General features: G+C 77.3%; 20 protein-coding genes and 1 pseudogene. 10 read left to right on the plus strand and 11 right to left on the minus strand.

Features of this window, described 5'->3' with window-relative positions:
* Nucleotides 1-234, plus strand: a pseudogene (locus tag ABD994_RS27445) (hypothetical protein); the annotation flags it as partial.
* Between the two features lie 52 nt (nucleotides 235-286).
* Here ABD994_RS27445 and ABD994_RS27450 read toward each other — a convergent pair.
* On the minus strand, nucleotides 287-1,504 hold the full coding sequence (locus tag ABD994_RS27450; protein WP_345423419.1) for a hypothetical protein: 1,218 nt from the start codon (nucleotides 1,502-1,504) through the stop codon (nucleotides 287-289).
* Between the two features lie 54 nt (nucleotides 1,505-1,558).
* Nucleotides 1,559-1,699, minus strand: coding sequence for a hypothetical protein (locus ABD994_RS27455; protein WP_345423422.1), 141 nt, complete (start codon nucleotides 1,697-1,699; stop codon nucleotides 1,559-1,561).
* A gap of 125 nt (nucleotides 1,700-1,824) precedes the next feature.
* Between ABD994_RS27455 and ABD994_RS27460 the strand changes: the two genes are divergently transcribed.
* Complete coding sequence (locus ABD994_RS27460) at nucleotides 1,825-2,535, plus strand: hypothetical protein (RefSeq protein ID WP_345423425.1); 711 nt, start codon at nucleotides 1,825-1,827, stop codon at nucleotides 2,533-2,535.
* Here ABD994_RS27460 and ABD994_RS27465 read toward each other — a convergent pair.
* Together ABD994_RS27465 and ABD994_RS27470 are read right to left on the minus strand one after the other, a co-directional pair.
* The gene (locus ABD994_RS27465; protein ID WP_345423428.1) at nucleotides 2,532-3,734 is read right to left on the minus strand and encodes a CDP-glycerol glycerophosphotransferase family protein; all 1,203 of its coding nucleotides are present in this window, start codon (nucleotides 3,732-3,734) and stop codon (nucleotides 2,532-2,534) included. The genes ABD994_RS27460 and ABD994_RS27465 overlap by 4 nt on opposite strands.
* The gene (locus ABD994_RS27470) at nucleotides 3,718-4,167 is read right to left on the minus strand and encodes an FAD synthase family protein (protein ID WP_345423431.1); all 450 of its coding nucleotides are present in this window, start codon (nucleotides 4,165-4,167) and stop codon (nucleotides 3,718-3,720) included. The genes ABD994_RS27465 and ABD994_RS27470 overlap by 17 nt, the downstream gene beginning before the upstream one ends.
* A gap of 115 nt (nucleotides 4,168-4,282) precedes the next feature.
* Here ABD994_RS27470 and ABD994_RS27475 point away from each other — a divergent pair, with 115 nt between their 5' ends.
* Entirely contained in the window at nucleotides 4,283-4,945 is a 663-nt protein-coding gene (locus ABD994_RS27475; RefSeq protein WP_345423434.1) for a LysR substrate-binding domain-containing protein, read from the plus strand.
* Nucleotides 4,946-4,948: 3 nt separating this feature from the next.
* Here ABD994_RS27475 and ABD994_RS27480 read toward each other — a convergent pair whose 3' ends face one another.
* Together ABD994_RS27480 and ABD994_RS27485 are read right to left on the minus strand one after the other, a co-directional pair.
* Nucleotides 4,949-5,863 carry a PrsW family glutamic-type intramembrane protease gene (locus ABD994_RS27480; protein WP_345423437.1) on the minus strand — a complete coding sequence of 305 codons (915 nt, stop codon included), beginning with the start codon at nucleotides 5,861-5,863 and terminating at the stop codon, nucleotides 4,949-4,951.
* 5 nt (nucleotides 5,864-5,868) lie between these two features.
* Complete coding sequence (locus tag ABD994_RS27485) at nucleotides 5,869-6,549, minus strand: hypothetical protein (protein WP_345423440.1); 681 nt, start codon at nucleotides 6,547-6,549, stop codon at nucleotides 5,869-5,871.
* Between the two features lie 323 nt (nucleotides 6,550-6,872).
* Between ABD994_RS27485 and ABD994_RS27490 the strand changes: the two genes are divergently transcribed.
* Both ABD994_RS27490 and ABD994_RS27495 read left to right on the plus strand, forming a co-directional pair.
* The gene (locus tag ABD994_RS27490; protein WP_345423442.1) at nucleotides 6,873-7,496 is read left to right on the plus strand and encodes a hypothetical protein; all 624 of its coding nucleotides are present in this window, start codon (nucleotides 6,873-6,875) and stop codon (nucleotides 7,494-7,496) included.
* A gap of 130 nt (nucleotides 7,497-7,626) precedes the next feature.
* The gene (locus ABD994_RS27495; RefSeq protein WP_345423445.1) at nucleotides 7,627-8,991 is read left to right on the plus strand and encodes a hypothetical protein; all 1,365 of its coding nucleotides are present in this window, start codon (nucleotides 7,627-7,629) and stop codon (nucleotides 8,989-8,991) included.
* Here the strand turns inward: ABD994_RS27495 and ABD994_RS27500 are convergent.
* Complete coding sequence (locus ABD994_RS27500; protein ID WP_345423448.1) at nucleotides 8,954-10,378, minus strand: MFS transporter; 1,425 nt, start codon at nucleotides 10,376-10,378, stop codon at nucleotides 8,954-8,956. The genes ABD994_RS27495 and ABD994_RS27500 overlap by 38 nt on opposite strands.
* On the minus strand, nucleotides 10,375-10,821 hold the full coding sequence (locus tag ABD994_RS27505; protein WP_345423451.1) for a MarR family winged helix-turn-helix transcriptional regulator: 447 nt from the start codon (nucleotides 10,819-10,821) through the stop codon (nucleotides 10,375-10,377). Before ABD994_RS27505 ends, ABD994_RS27500 begins: the two co-directional genes overlap by 4 nt.
* Before the next feature lie 71 nt (nucleotides 10,822-10,892).
* Here ABD994_RS27505 and ABD994_RS27510 point away from each other — a divergent pair, with 71 nt between their 5' ends.
* Entirely contained in the window at nucleotides 10,893-12,086 is a 1,194-nt protein-coding gene (locus tag ABD994_RS27510; protein ID WP_345423454.1) for a CaiB/BaiF CoA transferase family protein, read from the plus strand.
* Here the strand turns inward: ABD994_RS27510 and ABD994_RS27515 are convergent.
* Complete coding sequence (locus tag ABD994_RS27515) at nucleotides 12,079-12,510, minus strand: YybH family protein (protein ID WP_345423457.1); 432 nt, start codon at nucleotides 12,508-12,510, stop codon at nucleotides 12,079-12,081. The genes ABD994_RS27510 and ABD994_RS27515 overlap by 8 nt on opposite strands.
* 54 nt (nucleotides 12,511-12,564) lie before the next feature.
* Between ABD994_RS27515 and ABD994_RS27520 the strand changes: the two genes are divergently transcribed.
* Complete coding sequence (locus tag ABD994_RS27520; RefSeq protein WP_345423459.1) at nucleotides 12,565-13,200, plus strand: TetR family transcriptional regulator; 636 nt, start codon at nucleotides 12,565-12,567, stop codon at nucleotides 13,198-13,200.
* A gap of 4 nt (nucleotides 13,201-13,204) precedes the next feature.
* On the opposite strand, the gene ABD994_RS27525 is transcribed toward ABD994_RS27520, so the two are convergent.
* Together ABD994_RS27525 and ABD994_RS27530 are read right to left on the minus strand one after the other, a co-directional pair.
* Nucleotides 13,205-14,035 (minus strand): IclR family transcriptional regulator, encoded by an 831-nt coding sequence (locus ABD994_RS27525; protein ID WP_345423462.1) that lies wholly within the window; start codon nucleotides 14,033-14,035, stop codon nucleotides 13,205-13,207.
* A gap of 26 nt (nucleotides 14,036-14,061) precedes the next feature.
* Nucleotides 14,062-14,883 (minus strand): alpha/beta fold hydrolase, encoded by an 822-nt coding sequence (locus tag ABD994_RS27530; protein WP_345423465.1) that lies wholly within the window; start codon nucleotides 14,881-14,883, stop codon nucleotides 14,062-14,064.
* A 191-nt stretch (nucleotides 14,884-15,074) separates the two neighbouring features.
* On the opposite strand from ABD994_RS27530, the gene ABD994_RS27535 reads away from it, so the two are divergent.
* Genes ABD994_RS27535 through ABD994_RS27545 form a run of 3 tightly spaced genes read left to right on the plus strand, consistent with a single transcriptional unit; the run spans nucleotide 15,075 to nucleotide 19,512 of the window.
* The gene (locus ABD994_RS27535; protein WP_345423468.1) at nucleotides 15,075-16,586 is read left to right on the plus strand and encodes an AMP-binding protein; all 1,512 of its coding nucleotides are present in this window, start codon (nucleotides 15,075-15,077) and stop codon (nucleotides 16,584-16,586) included.
* Nucleotides 16,568-18,748: a CaiB/BaiF CoA-transferase family protein gene (locus ABD994_RS27540; protein ID WP_345423471.1), complete on the plus strand. Its 2,181-nt coding sequence runs from the start codon at nucleotides 16,568-16,570 to the stop codon at nucleotides 18,746-18,748. Before ABD994_RS27535 ends, ABD994_RS27540 begins: the two co-directional genes overlap by 19 nt.
* Nucleotides 18,745-19,512, plus strand: coding sequence for an enoyl-CoA hydratase/isomerase family protein (locus tag ABD994_RS27545; RefSeq protein WP_345423474.1), 768 nt, complete (start codon nucleotides 18,745-18,747; stop codon nucleotides 19,510-19,512). Before ABD994_RS27540 ends, ABD994_RS27545 begins: the two co-directional genes overlap by 4 nt.
* Nucleotides 19,513-19,519 lie beyond the last annotated feature (7 nt).

The raw sequence follows: 19,519 nt of genomic DNA on the forward strand, positions 1-19,519 counted from the left end.
CGCCCGACCGGACCCGCCTCGGGGGCCGCGCGGGCGACCCCGCAGACGGCCCACGTCGACGCCGCGGCCCGGGCCGCCCGCGCCGCGCGGCCGTCGGGCGACCGGCCGGCCCCGGTGCGCACCGGCGAGACCCCGGCCCGCTCGGGCGAGACGCCGGTGCGGACCGTGCGTGTCGTCCCGGTGGCGATGCGGCCGGCGGGCCCGGGCGACCCGACCGCGCCGGCGGAGGGCTGACGACGGTCCGGTGACGAACTCCGCGCTCAGCGCGGGGTTCGTCACCGGACCGCTACACCGGCGCGCCGGACGCGTCGGTCCAGACCGCGCCGTCGGACCACACCGGGCGGCGCAGGGTCGTGTCGTAGAACGTCGCGCCGGGACCGGCGACGCGGGCGTCCGGGCGGGCCGGGGTCGGGCCGCGGCCGCTCTGCAGGGCCTGCTCCGGCGGCATCGACAGCACCCCGGGCGCCCCGGCGAACAGGCGCGTGCGGGGCACGTAGTCGCTGCCGTCGCCCCAGCCGAGCGAGCCGTCGGCGCCGAGGGTCAGGCGCATCCCGGGCTCGCCGCCGCGCGCGACGGTCAGCGCGCGGTCCCCGGGCAGGTCGCGGGTGATCTGGACGGGGTGGTCGGTGGGGGTCAGCACCGAGGTGTCCGGGCGCCCGGCCCCGGTGTAGCGGGTGCCGACCCCGTTCCAGAACACCGCGCCGAGCACGTGCACGGTCGGGTTGCCGGCCACGAGCTCGATGCCCGCCGCGAGGGCCTCGAAGCGGGGCTGGGCGGCCAGCACGACGCGGGAGGCGTCGCCCACGCGCAGCCCGGTGCCGCCGTCGGCCGGCGAGGAGCCCTGGATGCGGCCGCCGACGATCGTCACGGTGCCCGAGCCGCCGGGGACGTCGAGGCGCGGGCCGGTCGAGGCGGCCGTGGCGTAGAAGGAGCACGCGGTGAAGGTCAGCGCGTCGACCGCGGGCAGGAAGGCCTGGCTGACGCCCGTGCCGCTGCTGCTCTCGCGCTCGAAGAGGCAGTGGTCGAACGTGTTGTCGGTCGGCACGGCGTAGGGGCCGCCGGCGATCTCGCGGTCGCAGCGCAGCCCGTAGCGGCCGGCGGCGTTGAACTCGCAGCGCACGAACGCGTGCCCGCCGGCGCCCTGGTCGAGCACGAGGTTGTCCCGCGCCGCCTCCTGGGCGTTGCAGCCGATCCACGTGTCGTTCTGCGCGCCGGCGACCAGCACGTTGTCCGCGGCGCTGCCGACCACCGAGAGGTTGAGGAACGTGCGCTGCGCGGCGCCGCCCCCGAACGCGCGCACGAACGGGGCCTGCGCGACGCCCGCGCCGTCGATCAGCAGGTTGCCCGAGATGCCCGCGCTGTCGGTGACGACGACGCCGGCCTCCGGCGCGGTGCAGCGCAGCGTCGTGGCGGCGCCGGCGAGGTTGCCGCCCGCGCCGAGCAGGTCCTGCGCCGGCCCGACCCGCAGCGGCCCCGAGAGCTGGTACACCCCGGCGCCGAGCACCAGCGCCCCGGCGGCGGGCAGGGCCGCGCCGGCGGCGGCGCGGACGTCGTCGCCCTACGGCGGCGGGGCCTGACGGGGCCCGGGCGGGCCGGGCGCGGCGCCGGGCGTCGCGGTCGCGGGACACGCCGCGGCGACCAGCCCCACGGGCGCGAGCGTCCCCGCGGCCACGGACAGCGCCGCCCGCCGCGAGATCATCCTGTGGTGCTCCGCGCGGGCATCCGGCGAGCGTAGGACCCGTCCCGACCCCACCCCCACCGGCCCGCCGCACCCGTCCGGGGGTGGTCGCCGGCCCGCCCGCGCCGGGCTGCACCATGGGCGCCGTGCCGACCCGCCGACACGTCCTCGCCGCGCTGGGTCTCGGCGCCGCCGGCCTGGCCGTCGCGGGCTGCGGGCACCGCGCCACGGCGTCCGCGGCCCCGGCGTTCCCCGACATCCCCACCCGGGTGGCGACGCGCTGGTCGGCGCACCCCGCCGGCGCACTGCCGACCAGCGGCGACGAGGGCGTCCCGCTGCGCACCGTGCAGCAGCCCCTCGGCAGCCCGCCGCCGTCGATCACCGGGGGCGCGCTGGTCGGGCACCTGCCCGACGCGGCGTCGGCGAGCTACGTCTTCCAGGACCTCACCGGCGTCGTCGGGCGGGTCGACCGCCTGGGCGCGGTGTTCGGCTTCGGGCCCGGCGACGGGTACGGCGCGCTCGCGCTGCTCGCCCTCGACGGCCGCCCCGAGGGCTCGGGGCACATCCACCTCGCGGTCACGCCCCAGCGCTGGACCGTGGGCGTGCTCGTCGCCGGGACCCTGCAGGAGGTCGCGAGCGACCCCTTCCGCGAGGGGCTGCCGCAGGACGGGCGCCCGCTGCGCGTGGACGTCGCCTACCGCGGCGACACCGCCGTCCTCGCCCTGCCCGACGGCTCGCTGCGCTCGGTGTCCGACCCCCGCTTCGCCGCCGCCGGCGCGTCGGTGGCGGGGTGGGAGTTCTTCCGCCTGGCCCCCGGCGGCGCCGACGTGCGGTTCTTCGAGACCTGGGCCGGTTAGGCCGGTCGGGCCGCGCCGGCCCCGAGGACGTCGAGCAGGCGCGCGGCCGAGCGGTCGTCGTCGTGGGCGTGCAGCAGGGCCCGGCGGGCGCGCCGGCGCGCGGCGTGGGGGTCGTCGCCCGCGGCGACCGCCGCGATCTCGTCGACGAGGTCGTCCACCGTGCGGGCGACCGGCGCGGGCATCCAGTCCTCGAAGGGCTCGAGGGCGAAGCCGCGGGTCGCGCGGTACTCCTCGACGTCGGGGAACGCGACGACCACCGGCCGGTCGAGCAGCAGGTGGTCGATCCACACCGAGGAGACGTCGGTGACGAGGCCGTCGAACCGGGGGAGCGCGGTGTAGGTCGTCAGCCCCGCGGCCCACAGGTCCGCGTCGGTGAGCGGCACGAGCGCGGAGGTGCGCAGGTCGAAGGCGTCGGCGGCGAACGGGTGCAGCTTGACGTGCACGGCGACGTCGAGGGCGGCCAGCCGGCGGTCGAGCTCGGCGAGCTCGTCGCGGTCGAACGGCAGGCCGGCCTGCCCGCGGGTCGAGTCGGTGCGGCGGCGGTGCCCGACGGCGCCGGCCCGGTAGGTCGGCATCCACAGCAGTCGGCACCGCGCCGGCGCGCGCTCGATGAACAGGGGGTGCGGGCCCCGCGGCGCGCGCAGCATCCGGTCGTTGCGGGGCGCGCCGACGACCGGCACGGACCGCGGCGCCAGCCCGAACTCGGCGCAGCGGAACGCCTGCCCGACGCTGGAGAGCACCGGGGCGGTCGAGGACGGCTTGGCGGGCCCGCCGAGGTAGCGGTCGATCCGCTTGCCGGTCGACTCGCCGTGCCAGACGTAGGTCAGCCGCTGGCGCGTCGGGCCGCCGCGCTCGCCGTACACGCCGTGGGTGGTGAAGACGTCGCGCGCCCGCAGGTACGCCCACACCGCCCGCGGGTCGCGCCGCGGGATCGTCCGCACCCGCGGGTCGTGGAACCCCTCCGGCACACGCGTCCCCGCCGTCAGCAGCACGACCTCGCGGCCGCGGGCGAGCAGCTCGTCGGCGACGGCGATCATGCCGTCCTCGACGTCGGGGATCCCGACGAGCACGGCGAGGGTGTCCCGCTCGGCGACGACGTGGTTCAGCGCCCGGAGCGCGCCGAGCGCCAGGCGGCCGAGCAGCCCCGTGGGCAGGGCGGGGCGCCGTCGGACCGGGTGGCGGTCACGCCGCCGGAGCACGGTCCGCCCGGAGCTCGGCCGGCACCTCGACCGACGCGGCGATCGCCTCGATCGTCGTCGTCGTCGAGATCGACGGGGTGCGGGGGAGGTAGACGACCTCGCAGACGTCCCCGAGCTCGTCGAAGTGCCCGGCCCAGTCGTCGCCCATGACGAGCAGGTCGGCGCGGTGCTCGAGGAGGTAGCGCCGCTTGAGGCCCGGGCCCTCCTCGAGGAACACGCCGCTGACGCAGCGCAGTGCCCGCACGATCTCCACGCGGTGGTGGTCCGGGAACACGGGGCGTCGTTCCTTCTTGGCCAGCACGAGGTCGTCGACCGGGACCCCGACCACGAGCTCGCCGTACGTCGCGGCCCGCTCGAGCAGCAGGAGGTGCCCGACGTGGAAGAGGTCGAAGGTCCCGAACGTGAGGACCCTCCGTGGCCTGGTCGTGCGCATCTCCGCCCCCCGACTCCCGCAGCGTCCGAAAAGGCTAGCGATGCCGCTGACCAGCGGTGTCGGCAGGGCGTCCGGAGCCGGGTGACGGCCTCGCCCACCGGGTACGCACACCGCCGTGACCACCCCGGAGCAGAGCACCGACGACCCCTACGCCGAGGCGACCTCCGTGTCCGTCGCGGCGAGCAGTATCCCCGCCGAGTTCCTCGTGCCCGACCTGGTCGAGGCGTTCGCGCAGGAGCAGCCCGAGTTCGACGTCGACGTGGTCGCCACCGACTCGTCCGGGGTGTTCGCGGCGCTGCGCGACGGCACCGCCGAGGTCGGGCTCGCCGGCGCCGAGCCCGACGGCGACGACCTCGACACCGTGGTCGTCGGGGCCGACGAGATCGTCCTCGCCGTGCCGCGCGACCACGACGCCGGCGACACGTTGACCGTCGCGCAGCTCGCCGCGACGCCGCTGGTCGAGCGCGAGGAGGGCTCGGGCACGCGGCGCTCGTTCACCGACGCCCTGGCCGGCCGCGGCACCCCGCTGATCACCGACCAGCGCTGGACGATCCGCGACACCAACGAGGGCGTCATCGCGGCCGTCGCCGCCGGCGAGGGCGTCGGCGTCGTCAGCGCCTGGGCGCTCGAGCGCCACGGACGCGACGGCGTGCGCGTCGCCCGCGTCGAGGGCGACCCGGTGGAGCGCTGCCTCTACCTCGTGCTGCGCCGGGACGACACGCTCGGCCCGGCCGCGACGGCGTTCGTCACCCTCGTGCGGGAGCGCGCCGAGGTCTGACGGTCATGCCCACCAGCGTCCGTCGGGGCCGCGGAAGGCGATGGGCGTGGTCGGCGGGTCGGCCTGGACGCGTGCCGGCACGCCGACCGTCGAGTACGCGAGGAGCAGCAGCGCGCTCACGCCCGCGACGAGCACCCAGGCCCAGCTGTCGGCTACCCAGTTGCTGACGCCGTGCAGGACTGCGGCGAGCCCGAGGCCGAGACCGGCGAGCGGCGCCCACTGCGCAGGCTCCCGGGACGCGGCCAGCCCGACGAAGTACGCGGCGATGCCGGCCCAGGCGCCATGCACGACGGGGTTGGCGACGAGACGCCACAGCACCGCCAGCGCGTCCTGCCGCCCGACGACGTCGACGTAGTAGTCAAGGACGTAGTGCACGGCCTCGGCGCAGCCGAACACGATGCCGCTGACGACTCCGAGGAACAGGACGTCGCGGGGCGCGAGCAGCCGCCCGCGCGAACGCAGCCAGAGAACGATGGCCGCCACAGGCAGCGCCTTCACGAGTTCCTCGGGCACGCCGACGGTGACGATCCCGGCGAGGAGGTGCTCCGAGTCTGCCTCGAGCAGCTCCTCCAGCCACATCGCGAGCGGCACCTGCGTGATCAGCGCGAGGCCGACGAGCGTGCCCTCGAGGCCGCGGCCGGGCGAGACCGGCTGCAGCACGGTGCGCAGGACGAGCCACCACGCCGCGCCGAAGTAGGCGGCAAAGAGGAGGACCGCCGCGTCGAGGTGGTCGGCGGCGAGCCGCAGGCCGAGCGGCGGCACGACGATCAGCGCCAGGACGAGGACCACCGGTGCGGTCCGCAGGGCGGGGTGGTGCAGCCACGCCCGCCACGGCACGAGGGTGGCGAGGTCGGGCACGGCGGACGCGGGCGCCGGTCGGTGCCGGGGCGCGGTGTGGAACGGGTGAACGGTGGTCATCGTCATCAGCCCCGCATCACGGTGTTGTCGGCGGAGCTGCCGATGTGCGCAAGGCGCTTGGCGAAGCAGTCGTCGGCGCCGAGGCCCTGGGCGCTGCACCAGGCGTTGGCCTGCGCGGCGGTCGCGAACGGGTGGGCCGCGACGACGACCGTGTAGCCGCTCTCGCGGAACACCGGCCAGTCCGAGGAGTCGAGGAGCAGGACCGGGCCGTACCGGTCGGCCAGCTGGTTGCGGTGCGCGAGGATCGCGGTGCTGTCGTAGGTGATGCCGTCGGCGACGGTGCCGACGCGCTTGGACGACAGCTGGGGCACCCAGCTCCCGACGAGGGCCTCGACCTGCCAGCGGTCGGCGTCGACGCCCTCGGAGAGCAGAGCGGCGCTGGTCGGCTCGGAGTCGGTGGCGCTGCGGTACCCGCTGACGGAGTCACCCGCGGACGGTGCGGGCGTGACGGTGCGGGTGGTGGTGACCGGCGCCGGGGCCGCAACCGTCACCGACGGCGGGCGGAGCACCAGCACGCCGACCGCGACGAGGAGGCCGGCGACGAGCAGGCCCGCCACGGCGACGGTCCAGCCCATCCAGGCGGGGGCGCCGGCGCTGTGCGTCGGCGCGGGCGGCGCGAGCGGCGGCGCCACGACCGCGACCGGGGTCGCCGGGCGCGCCAGGGTCGTGACCGCGGACCGCGGCATCGACGGCACCGGACGCGGCACCGGACGCGGCACCGGACGCGGCACCGGACGCGGCCCCGCGCCGGGCCCGAGCGGACGGGCCCCGCATCGCGGGCAGCCGGTGGCGGACGGAGCGAGTGGTGCGCCGCAGCGGCACGTGGACATGAGCTGGATCCCCCCGACGAGGCGCGGGCCGCGGTGGCCCGACGCCTCGGCATCGCCGCGGCCGGTCCCTCGCGTTACGGCGTTCACCCCCGCGGGCGACAGCAGTAACGCCGCAGGTCGCGGCGGCGAGAGAGGCGGCATGGCGGCGCACCCGGCGCGCCACGGGATCGGGGGTCCTGGTGATCGACGACGCGCAGACGCAGCAGTTCCGACGGCCGGTGAAGGTCGGCAGCCCGGCGCCGTGGTCCGGGCCGATGCCCGTCCCGGGCCCGCCGATGCGCCCGCCGACGACCGGGCCCGTGCCCCCGATGGGCTCCTGGGGCCCGCCGCCCGCCGGGCTGGGCGGGCCGGCGGGCATGGCCCCGGTCATCGCCCCGCACGCCAGGCGCCCGCGCTGGCCCTGGATCCTCGGCGCCGTCGGCGCGGTCGTGGTCGTCCTCGGGCTCTTCGGCACCGTGCTCGCGCCGGCGACGACCGTCAGCGGCACCGTGACCTTCTACGCGAGCAACTACCTGGCCGTCGGGACCTCCTGCAACGGCACCGGGTGGTACAGCGACCTCGAGCCCGGCCTCTCGGTCCTCGTCTACGACGAGCAGGGCCAGCAGGTCGGCCAGGGAGCGCTCGGCTCCGGCTCTGTGGTGAGCACGTCGAGCAGCAGCTACGGGTACGGCAACGCGTGCCGGTTCAGCTACAGCATCTCCGCCGAGGCCTCGGACTCGTACCGCGTCGTCGTCGGGAGCCGTCGCGGCGTCGTCTTCTCCGCCGACCAGGCCGACCACGCCGACATCGCGATCGCGAGCTGATCCCCCACGCGCGCCCCGACCCGGCGTTACCCGACGTCGCCGTCTGGCGACGCGCGCGACGCGCCGGGCAAACGGGTGAGATCGAGATCGTCGACTGGTCACTCGGTCGTGGAGTGGTGACACTGCGTGGATGGCCAGGGGGCAACGAGGTCAGCGAGGTCAGCGCGCGGGCACGCCGTTCGACGGCGCCGGACGGACGGCGGAGGCCGGGCCCGAGGTCGTCGGGGTCCGGGACGGCGACGCGGCCGCGGCGTACGTGCCGCGGCCGGTCGACGACGCCCTCGAGGACGCGCTGGGCGCCGAGCGCCCGCTCGTGGTGGTCGCGGGCCAGCGTCTGGCCGGGACCTCGCGGGCCGTGCACCGCGCGCTGCGCCGCATGCTGGGGGACGGGCTGCTGCTGCCGGTCGCCGACCCGCACACCGCCGACCTCGCCGCCGCCGTCGGTCAGGCGCGCACCCTCGCCGCCCGGTCCGGCCCCGCCGTCGTCCTCGTCGACGACGCCCCACCGGCGTTGCTCGACCAGATCACCGGCGACCTGGTCGCCGGGCTCGACCCCACGGTCCGCCTCGTCGTGACCACCCGCCGCGGCTTCCTCGACGCCTTCCTCGAGCCGGCCACCCACGCGGTGCTCGACGCCGCCCTGGTCGAGGTCCCGCCCGCGGACGACGGCCGCCCCTTCGGCGAGCACGTCCGGCCGATCGCGCGGGCCCGCGCCGTGCTCGACCCCGTCGGCTGGTCGTCGCTCGTGCCGCTCGCGCTGCTGCGCACCGCGGTCGACTGGGACCGCCTCGGCGTCCCCCTGCCGCTGACGCCCGCCCTGCTCGCGGAGGTCGCGCCCGTGCACCTGGCCGCGCTCGGCGTCCCGGCCCCGGGCCGCGGCGGGCTGCGCCGCGCCGCCCGCGAGCTCGTCCGCACCGACCACGGCGGGATGCGGCTGCTGCACGAGGTGGCCACCGACGGCGGCCGCGCCCGCCTCGCGGCCGACCGGGTCTTCGCCCGCCTCGCCGACGGCCCCGGCGGGTGGCCCGTGCCCGAGGAGCTCGCCCGCGACCTGTGGCACCGCCTCGACGCCGCCGACCGTGCCCGCGTCGCGCGGGTGGCGCTGGCCCGCGGCGAGGACCAGGTCGCCCTCTGGCTCGCGACCCAGGTGCCGCCCGACGACCTCGCCCCCGAGGCCCTCTACCGGCTCGGCGTGACGCTCGCCGAGCGCTCGGCCGCGCACGCCCCGCAGCCCGGGCGCTGGGACCGCGGCGCGGTGAACTGGCTGGTGGCCGCCCTCGACCGCACCGACGACCCCGACCTCGTCGCCCGCGCCCAGCAGCGGATCGTCGCGCTCGAGCGCCGGCTCGGCGCGGACGAGCCGGGGGACCCGGTCCCGGACGAGGCGCCCACGGTCGACGTGCCCGCGGCGCGGGAGCCCAGCGAGCCGCGCAGCGGTGCCCCGCGGCGCGAGGGCCTCATCTACCTGCGGCCGCGGGAGGCGAGCCGGGCCTGACGCGCGCGAGCGAGCGGTCGGCGAGGGTCAGCACCAGGAACAGCCCGGACGCCACGATCATGACGACCGCGAGCTCGTGCACGCCCGGGGTGGTGGCGCCGTCGCGGAAGACGATGCCGTTGGCCGCCGACGCCGTGATCGCGCCGAGGTAGAAGAACGTCCGCATCAGCCCCGCCGACGACCCGAGACGCTCCGCGTCGGCCTGGAAGTAGACGGCGTTCTGGTTGGCGAGGTTGTTCAGGCCCTGCGGTACGCCGGCGAGCACGGCCAGGGCGAGCAGGAACCAGATCGCGCTGCCGCCGCCGACGAACAGCAGCAGCACCGCGACCAGCACCTGGGAGAACGCGCCGACGACGAGCTTGCCGCGGATCTCGCTGCGCCGGCCCGTCACCGTCGACACGACGATCCCGGCGCCGAAGATCGGCAGCAGGACGAGCCCGGCGACCTGCGGCGAGAGCCCCCGGCCCTCCTCGAGCCACTGCGTGTAGCCGTAGAGCAGGGCGTACGACGTGATCGCCGCGAGGTAGGAGCGCCCGTAGGTCGCGAGCAGCGGCCCGTTGCCGCCGAGCAGCCGCAGGTCGAGGAACGGCGCGGGCGTCCGCAGCTCCCACCACGCGAGGGCCGCGCCGGCCACGACCGTCACCGCCACCAGCCACCACAGGTCGGCGCTCAGGTGCGTGAGGAAGAGCAGCAGGGCGACGAGGGTGGCGACGAACAGGGCGATCCCGACCGGGTCGACCGCCCGGGCGACCGCGCGCACGCCGCCGCCGGCGGCCGCCGCGCGGGGCAGGTACAGCGCGCCGAGCACGAGGCAGGCCAGCGCGAGCGGCACGTTGACGGTGAACGTCGCGCGCCAGCCGCCGGCGCCGATGAGGAAGCCGCCGAGCGTCGGGCCGATGACCGCGACCGTCTGCGTGGACACCGCGAGGACCGTGAGGATGCCCGCCGGGCTCTCCTGCCCGGTGCGGCCGGCCTCGCCGCGGATCAGCGTCATCGCCGCCGGATAGCCGGCGCACGTGCCGAGCCCGAGCAGCACCCGGGCCAGCACGAGCACCCCGATCGACGGGGCCAGCGCGCCGACCAGCCCGCCGACGCCGATGAGCGTCGCGCCGACGAGGAAGAGCCGCCGGGCGCCGTAGAGGTCGACGAGGCGTCCCACCACCGGCTGGCCGATCGCCGTGGCGAGGTAGAGCCCCGACACGAGCCACGCGGTCTGCGACGGCGGCGCCCCGAGCGCGATGCCGATGGGGATGAGCGCGACCGCGATCATCGAGGAGTTGATCGGGTTGAGGATCGCGCCGAGGATCATGGGCGCGACCAGGCGCCGGTCGAAGCGGTCGGGCGCGGGCGCCGCGTGCGGGCTCAGGCGCTGCAGGGCGGCGGTCACCGGCTGCTGATCCGGTCGAGCAGGCCCATCGCGGTGATCACCGTGGCGCGCTCGTCCTCGGTCAGCCGGTCGTGCAGCGCGCGGGCCAGCCACTCCTCGCCGGCGGCGCGGGTGCTGTCCAGCAACGCGCGCCCGGCGGGCGCCAGCGAGATCGTCTGGCGTCGGCCGTCCCCGGGATCGGGCCGGCGCGTCACGAAGCCGCGCTCCTCCAGCACGCCGACCGACACCGCCACCGACTGCGGGCGCACGCCCTCGGCGGCCGCGAGCTCGCTGGCCGTGCGGGGGCCGTCGCGGTCGAGCCGGCTGAGCAGCGACGTCTGCGAGGGCGTCAGCTCGTCGCGCTCCGACGACTCGCGCAGGCGCCGGCGCAGCCGCCCGACCGCCACGCGCACCTCGTGCGCGGCCCGGACGGCGGATCCGCTGAGCTGCTGGGTGTCCGTCACGATCTCCACGATAGACCGTCAGCCTGAACTGTGCAGTCTGGACTGTCGATCGCGAGACGTAGGGTCCGGCCGTGACCGCCCTCCCGCTCGCGGGCCTCCGCGTGCTCGACATGGCCTCGCTCGCGGCGGGGCCGCTCGCCGCCACCTACCTCGGCGAGCTCGGGGCGGACGTCGTCAAGCTCGAGCCGCCGGGCGTCGGCGACGCGATCCGCGGGTGGGGCGCCCAGCGCGACGGCGTCGGGCTGATGTGGAAGAGCGTCGCCCGCAACAAGCGGTCGGTGACGGTCGACCTGCGCGAACCGGAGGGCCAGGACGTCGCGCGCCGGCTCGCGGCGTCGTGCGACGTCGTCGTCGTCAACACCCGCCCGCAGACGCTGCGGCGTTGGGGGCTCGACTACGCGCGGCTGCGCGCGCAGCACCCCCGCGTCGTCGTGCTGCACGTGACCGGCTTCGGGCTCGAGGGGCCGAAGGCCGAGCACCCGGGCTTCGGGACGCTCGGGGAGGCGATGAGCGGGTTCGCCCACCTCACGGGCGAGCCGGACGGCCCGCCGACCCTCCCGGCCTTCATGCTCGCCGACGGCGTCGCGTCGCTGTCGGCGGCGTACGCAGTGATGGTGGCCCTCTACGAGCGCGACACCCGCACCGGCGAGGGGCGGCTCGTGGACGTCAACCTCGTCGACCCCCTGGCCCGGCTCATCGAGCAGTCGCTGCTGACGTGGGACGCGACCGGCCGGGTGCCCGGGCGCACCGGCAACCGCTGGGACATCTCGGCCCCGCGCAACACCTACCGCACCGCCGACGACCGCTGGATCGCGATGTCGGGCAGCGCGCCGACCGTCGCGCTGCGGGTGTTCGGCGCGATCGGGCGCGCCGACCTCGCCGAGGACCCGGAGTTCGCCGACCCGCAGCGCCGCCTGGCCCGCGCGACCGAGGTCGACGCCGTCGTCGCCGACTGGGTCGCGCACCGCACGCTCGACGACGCGATGGCGGTGTTCGAGGCCGCCGAGATCGCCGCCGCGCCCGTCTACACGATCGCCGATCTCGTCGCCGACGAGCAGATGGTGGCCCGCGAGGTGTTCCGCCGTGTGCCCGACGACGAGCTGGGGAGCCTGCTCGTGCAGGCCCCGGTGCCGCGCCTGAGCGGTGTCGAGGGGCGGGTCGACCACCTCGGCCCGCCGTTGGGTGCCCACACCGACGAGGTCCTCGCCGAGATCGGGATCGACGCGGCCGGGCGGGCGGACCTGCGGGCGCGCGGGGTCATCTGAGGACGGGCAGCGAGGTCCCCTCGGGCGGCCGGTCGCCGTGGCGGTGCACGATCCGCCACCGGCCGTCCTCGCGGCGGTAGGTGTGGGTGACGCGCAGGGTGTAGCTCAGCGGGCCGTCGGCGGTGGCGAACGTCTTGTGCTCGAAGCCCGCGGTGTAGGCGAGGTCGCCGCTGGCCCCGGCCGCGACGAGCTCGAGGTCGTAGTGCTCCAGGCGCTTGCCATCGAAGCGGCCGGCGAGCCACGCGAACGTCCCGCCGACCTCGGCCCGCCCCCGCCGCAGGGCCACCGCGGCGCCGAACAGCGTCACCGGGTCCCGCGACGACCACGTGTCCTCCCGCGCGTCCGCGTCGCCGCCGCACAGCGCCCGCTCCGCCTCGAGCTGCCGCGGCAGCATGTCCGCCAGGAACGCGTCGACCTCGGCCATCGCGCTCGCCTCCACTACAGTGGTGCCGTATCGAATACAGAAAGGGTGGGGCGAATGTCGGACGGCGTCAAGAGGCGCTACGACTCCTCGCGCCGCCGCGAGCAGGCGCAGGAGAACCAGCGGCGCGTCCTCGCCGCGGCCCACGACCTCTTCGTGGCGCAGGGCTACGGGGCCACGACGCTCACGCAGGTCGCGGCGGCCGCGGGCGTCGCCGTCGAGACGGTCTACGCCGCGTTCGGCACCAAGGTCGGTGTCCTGCACCGTGCGTGGGACGTCGCCGTCGGCGGCGACGACCGCGACGTCCACCTCCTGGAGCGCCCCGAGCTGCGCGCGGTCTTCGCCGAGCCGGACCTCGCCACCCGGCTGACCGCGTTCGCCACCGTCAACACGGCGATCATGCGGCGCACAGCGCGGCTGCTCCGGGCCGTCCGGGGCGCCGCGGGTGCCGACCCGGCCGCGGCCGAGCTGCTGGACACCATCGACCGGGCCCGCCTCGAGAGCCTGGGCGAGCACGCGCGGGCCGCCGTGGCCACCGGGCGGCTGGCCGTCACCGAGGACGCCTGCCGCGACATCCTCTTCGCCACCACCGACGGCGCGCTGTGGCTCACCCTCGTGGACCGGCAGGGCTGGAGCGACGAGGCCTACGCGGCCTGGCTCGCCGGGATCTGGACGGCGTCCCTCGTCCGCTGACCGATCACAGGAGCGGGGTCGGCACCTCGGCGCCCGCGCCGCGCTCGAGCAGCCGGCGCTCGACGGCGCGGGCGATGCCGTTCGCCGTCGCCCGGAGCGCGGGGACGAGGCGGGCCGTCGCGATCCGGTCGGCCGGGAGCGTCGTCGACACCGCCGCGGACACCGACCCGTCGGCGCCGACGACCGGCACCGCGACGCTGCCGAAGCCGACCTTCGTCTCCTCCAGCTCCACGGCGAACCCGGCCCGGCGAACCTCGACGAGCTGGGCGCGCAGGGCCTCGGGCGTCGGGGTGCTCCGCGACGTCGGGCGGACCAGCGGCGTCCCGTCCAGGCCTGCGACGACGGCCTCGCCCTCGGGACGGGTGGCGAGCAGGACCTTGCCGGTGGCGGTGCAGGTCGCGGGCAGCCGGCCGCCGACCTCGGAGTGGGTGAGGATGTTGGCCTCGCCCGCGACCTTCTCGACGTAGAGGACGTGGCTGCCCTCGAGCACGGCGAGGTGGACGGTGGCGCGGGTGGCGGCGAAGAGGTCGACCAGCAGCGGCCGGGCGACCACGCGCAGCACCGCGGAGACCGGGACGCGCTGGCCGAGCTCGAAGACGGCGAGCCCGAGCTGGTAGGAGTCGCCGACACGCTCGAGCAGTCCCCACTGCACCAGCTCCTGCGCGATCCGGTAGCAGGACGCCTTGGCGACACCGGAGCGCCGGCTGAGCTCGGTGAGGCGCAGGCGGTACGCCCCGGCCTCGAACGCGCCCAGGATCAGGCGGGCCTTGCCCAGGACGGAGTTCGGGCAGCCGGCGTCCGGCTGCTGCGGGGCGTCCACGGCGACAGCGGCCATGGGTCCTCCTCACCGTGGTGGTGGCGTCACGCTCGTCCTGCCGGTTCGGCAGCGTCAAGGGTGGCCAGGAAGGGACGGACCTCGGCGGCGACCTCGTCGGCGTGCCGTTCCATCAGGGCGAGCGTGCCGTCGGCGATGACGGCGCGGGTGACCGACGCGGCGCCGGTGAGCGCGTCGGCCAGCGGGTCGAGGGCGGGCAGCGCGAACGGGTCGGCGTCCCCGGTGAGCACCAGCGCCGGTGCCCGGACCAGCGGCGCCCGTCGCTCCATCGCGTAGCGCCGGCAGGCGAGGTGACCCTCCCGCGGGTCCACGCCCGGCGCCAGGGCGTCGCGCACGAGGCGGTCGAGCAGCGGGGCGACCGGCTCCGGGTAGTGCGGCGCCCGCTGGCCCCACCACGTCGTGAGGTGGATGCCGTCGTCGTCACGCTCGGCGTCGTCGACGCCCGGGCCGTCCCGCCGCGCGGTGCGGAAGGCCTCGTCGGCCCACGGCGCGGAGGACAGCACGACGCCCGTGACGCGCTCCGGGGCGCTCGCGGCGACCTCGAGGGCCACCGCCCCGCCGGTGTGGTGCCCGAGCACGGCGGCGTGGTCGATCGCGAGGGCGTCGAGGAGGTCGAGCGCGCCACGGGCGTAGTCCTCGATGGTCTGCGGCGCGGGCAGCCCGTGGCTCTGGCCGTAGCCGGGCATGTCCATCGCGATGGCGCGGTGGTCGGTGGCGAGCAACGGCAGCAGCTCGCGGAACTCGTCGTGCGAGCGGGGGCACTGGTGCAGCAGCAGCACCACCGGTCCCGCGCCGGCCTCCGCGTAGTGCAGCTGGCCGCGGGGGGAGTCCGCGTACCCGAAGCGCATCCGCGCAGCGTCACCCGGACCACACGCGGCCCACGAGCTCCCGGTCCGCTGGGTGGACCCGGTCCGGCGGACCGCCTGGCGGACCGGGACGTTGTGGGCGCTCGGCGGCGCCCGGGACCGTCCCCGCACGGAGAGGGGAGGGCCGCCTGCTGAGCGACGGCATCGACGGCATCGACGGCACCGACGGCGGGGTGACGACGCCGGTCGCGGCGCTCGCGCGGCGCGCCGCGGCCGATCCGGACGCCCCGCTGGTCCGGTTCCCCGACGGGACGCGGGCCGGGGTCGGCGAGGTCGAGACCGGGGCGCGGGCGGCCGCCGCGCACCTCGCCGGCCTGGTGCCCCGCGGCGCCGCGGTCGCGACGTGCCTGGCGCCCGATCCCGCCGCCGTGACCACCATCTTCGCGCTGGGCCTGCTCGGGGCGGTCGAGGTGCCGGTCGCCGCGGACCTGCCCGCCCCCGCGGTCCGTGCCCTGCTGGCGACGGCGGACGTCCGGCTCGCGCTGGTCGACGCCGGCGTGGGGCCCGAGCGCCTCGCCGTCCTGCGGGAGGTGGGCCCGGTCATGCTCGTCGGGGCGCCGGGCACGTCGACCCTGCCGCGGGTGGTCGACGAGCGGCCCCGACCCCTCGCCCGCGCGGCGCCGGCGCCGGGCGACCCGCTCGCGGTGATGAGCACGTCGGGCACCACCGGGCGGGCGAAGGCCGCGGTCCTGCCGCACTTCGCGGCGCTGCGCCAGGCGCGCACCGTGGCGGGGGCGATGGGCTACGGCCCTGGCGACGTCCTGTTCAACGTCTTCCCGTGGCACCACATCAACGTCCGCCACGCCGGCCTGCTCCCGGCCCTGCTCAGCGGGGCGACGCTCGTCGCGCACCCGCGCTTCTCGGCGTCGGGCTTCTGGGCCACGTGCCGGGCCGAGGGCGTCACCGCGTTCAACTTCATGGGCGCGATGCTCGCGATCCTCGAGCGCCGGCCGCCGGGCCCCGAGGACGAGGTCCACGACGTGCGCCTGGCCTACGGCGCGCCCGCCCCGCCCGACCTGGCGCAGCGGTTCCGCGACCGCTTCGGCGTCCTCGCCCTCGAGGCCTACGCCTGCACCGAGCTCGCCGACGTCGCGATCAGCACCCCGCGCGACCGGCGTCCGGGCACCGCCGGGCGCGTCGTGCCCGAGTACGAGGTGGCGATCCTCGACGACGACGGGCGCCCGGTGGCCGCCGGCGAGGTCGGGCGGATCGCGGCCCGCCCGCGGGTCGCGCACGTCGCGTTCCTCGGCTACGCGGGTGAGGGGCCGGCGCCCGGCGGCTGGTTCACCACCGGCGACCGGGGTCGCCTCGACGCCGACGGCTACCTGACGTTCGCCGGGCGCCGCGGCGACGTCGTGCGCCGGCGCGGGGAGAACGTCGCGGCCTGGGACGTCGAGCAGGTGCTGCGGACGCTGCCCGGCGTCGTCGACGTCGCGGTGGTGGGCGTGGACTCCGAGCTCACCGAGCAGGAGGTCCTCGCGGTCGTGGCGGGCCCGGTCGCCCCGGCGGCCGTCGCGGACCACTGCCGCGGCCGGCTGCCCCGCCATGCCGTGCCGCGCTACGTCCGCGTCGTGGGGGAGCTGCCGCGGACGGCGAGCGGGAAGGTCCGCAAGCCGGCGCTCGCCGCCGACGGCGTCACCGCCGACACCTGGGACGGGGAGGCCCCGTGCGTGTCCTCGACCTGACCGACCCGCTCGGCGCCGCCGGCGCCCGCGCGCTGGTGGGCATCGGCGCCGACGTGCTGCGCGTCGACCCCGGCGGTGACTCCGGCGGGGACGACCTCGCCGCCCGCACCCACTGGCACGCGGGCAAGCGCCGGGTGCCGTCCGGCGACCTCGACGCGCTGGCCGCGGAGGCCGACGTCGTGCTCGAGAGCGGGCCGGTGGACACGCTGCGCGGGATCGGGCCGGGCGGGGTGTCGCGGTGGCCGGACGCGGTGCACGTGGTCGTCACGCCGTTCGGGCTGACCGGGCCGCGGTGCGCGTGGCGGGGCGACGACCTGGTGCTCGCCTCGGCGGGTGGCATGACCTGGCTGGGTGGGCGGCCCGACGGCCCGCCCCGCCCACCGCCGTTCGGGGCCGCGTACGGGCTGGCCGGGGCGCACGCGGCCACCGCGGCGCTGCTCGGGCTCCTGGCCCGCGACCGGACCGGGCAGGGGCAGCTGGTGGACGTCTCCGCGCAGGAGGCGGTCGCGGCGACCCTCGAGACCGGCGCGATCACCTGGATCCACGCCGGGCGCGTGCCCGGGCGCACGGGCGGCGTCTACGAGCACGTCGCCCACCGGGTCTTCCCGGCGCGCTCCGGGTTCGTCGCCGGCGGGTGGTCGGGCAGCGAGCGGATGTGGACCGACCTCCTGGCCTGGCTGGTCGAGGAGAGCGAGGCCGAGGACCTGACCGACGCGCGCTGGTCCGACCCGCTGGTGCGGTGGCTGGAGCGCGCGCACGTCGACGCCGTCGTCGCCCGGTTCGTGGCCCGGCGGTCCGCGGCGACGGTGGCGGCCGAGGGACGTCGGCGGGCGCTGCCCTGGGCCGAGGTCGTCGCCCCCGCGAGGCTGACCGGGAACCCGCAGCTGCGGGCGCGCGGGTTCTTCCGCACGGTGCGCGACCCGGCGCTGCCCGGCGGCGCGGTCGAGGACGTCGGCGTCGCGTGGAGCCCGGCGCCGACGCCGTGCCTCGACGCCCTCGGCGACGCCCCGGCCGAGCAGCCGTGGCGGCAGGAGCGCCGGGCCCGGCGTCCCCGTCCCGGGCGCCGGCCCCTCGACGGCGTCCGGGTCCTGGACCTGACGTGGGTGCTCGCCGGCCCGTACGCGACGCGCCAGCTCGCCGAGCACGGCGCAGACGTGATCAAGGTGGAGTCGGTGCACCGGCAGGACCCGACGCGGTTCGCGCCGTCGATGCACCTGCGCCCCGGCGCCGACCCGGACGACAGCGGCTACTTCCTCAACGTCAACCGCGGCAAGCGCAGCGTCGCGCTGAACCTGCGCACCCCCCGCGGCGTCGAGCTGCTGCGCCGGCTGGTGCCGCACTGCGACGTGGTGATCGAGAACTTCAGCCCCGGCACCCTCGCGCGCTGGGGCCTCGACGCGGCGTCGCTGCAGGAGCGCCACCCGGGTGTCCTGCTCGTCTCGATGGCCGGTCTCGGCGCGACCGGGCCGTGGCGCGACGCGGTGACGTTCGCGGACACCCTCGCCGCCATGGCCGGCCTCACCGACGCCACCCGCGAGCCCGGCGGCCCGCCGCAGGGCCTGACGTTCGGGCTCGGCGACATGGTCGCGGCCAACGCGGCGGTCCTCGCGACGCTGACGATGCTCGCGCAGGGCCGGGGCGGGCACGTCGACCTCGCCCAGCTCGAGGCGATGGCGGCGACGGTGGGACCCGAGGTGGTCCGCGCCGCGCTCGGCGAGCCGGAGCCGCCGAGCGCGGGCGGCGTCCACCGCGCGGCCGGGGAGGACCGCTGGGTGGCGGTCGCGGCGAGCGGGGCGGACCGCCGGCTGCGCGATGTCACGGGGGACACCGACCTGGCCACCTGGCTCGCGTGCCGCGACCCCCTCGACGCGGCCACCGTGCTCCAGGCCGCCGGCGTCCCGGCCGCACCGGTCGCCACCGGGCGCGACCTCGTCGAGCACGACGAGCACCTCGCCGCCCGCGGCTTCTACCCCGTGCTCGACCACCCGGTCGCCGGCCCGGTCCGGCACGAGGGGGTCGTCGCGCGGCTCGCGGCGACGCCGGCCGTCGTCGAGCGGCCGGCACCGCTGCTCGGCGAGCACACCGCCGAGGTCCTCGGCGGGCTCCTCGGCCTCGGGGACGCCGAGCTCGCCGACCTGCGCGCTGCGGGGGTGACGACGTGAGCGTCCTGCACGTGACCCGCGACGGGGCCGTCGCCACCGTGCGCATCGACCGGCCGCCGGCGAACGCCGTCGATCCCGACATGATCGAGGAGTTCGTCGCCGTCCTGCCGCCGCTGGCGCGGGACCCCGACGTCCGGGCGATCGTGGTCACCGGCACGGGACGGTTCTTCGTCGCCGGCGCCGACATCGCGGTGATGCGCGACCTCTCGGCCGGCACCCAGGAGCGCATGCGCCGCTGGATCGCGGTGCAGCGCGCGATCGAGCTGGCCCCGAAGCCGGTGGTCGCCGGGCTCAACGGCCACGCCCTGGGCGGCGGCGCCGAGCTCGCGCTGGCCTGCGACCTGCGGCTGCTCGCGCAGGACGCGACCATCGGCTTCCCCGAGATCGCGCTGGGCCTGTTCCCGGGGGCGGGCGGGAGCCAGCGGCTGCCGCGGCTGCTCGGCCCGCACGTCGCGAAGCAGCTGATGATCTCCGGCGAGCGGCTGCCGGCGGACCGGGCGCTCGCGCTGGGGCTGGTCGACCGCGTCGTGCCCGCCGACGGCTTCGACGCCGCCGTGGCTTCGGAGGCGCGAGCTCTGGCCGCGAAGCCGACCGCGGCGATCGGGCTGCTCAAGCGCGTCGTCGACGACGGCTGGGGCCGCCCGCTGCCCGAGGCGCTGGACGTCGAGGCCGCGGGGGTGCGCGAGCTGACCGCGACCGCCGACGCCGCCGAGGGGTTGCAGGCGTTCCTCGACCGCCGGGAGCCCCGGTTCGAGGGCCGCTGAACCGGTG

Source organism: Actinomycetospora chlora (assembly GCF_039542135.1).
In the GTDB taxonomy this organism is placed as follows: domain Bacteria; phylum Actinomycetota; class Actinomycetes; order Mycobacteriales; family Pseudonocardiaceae; genus Actinomycetospora; species Actinomycetospora chlora.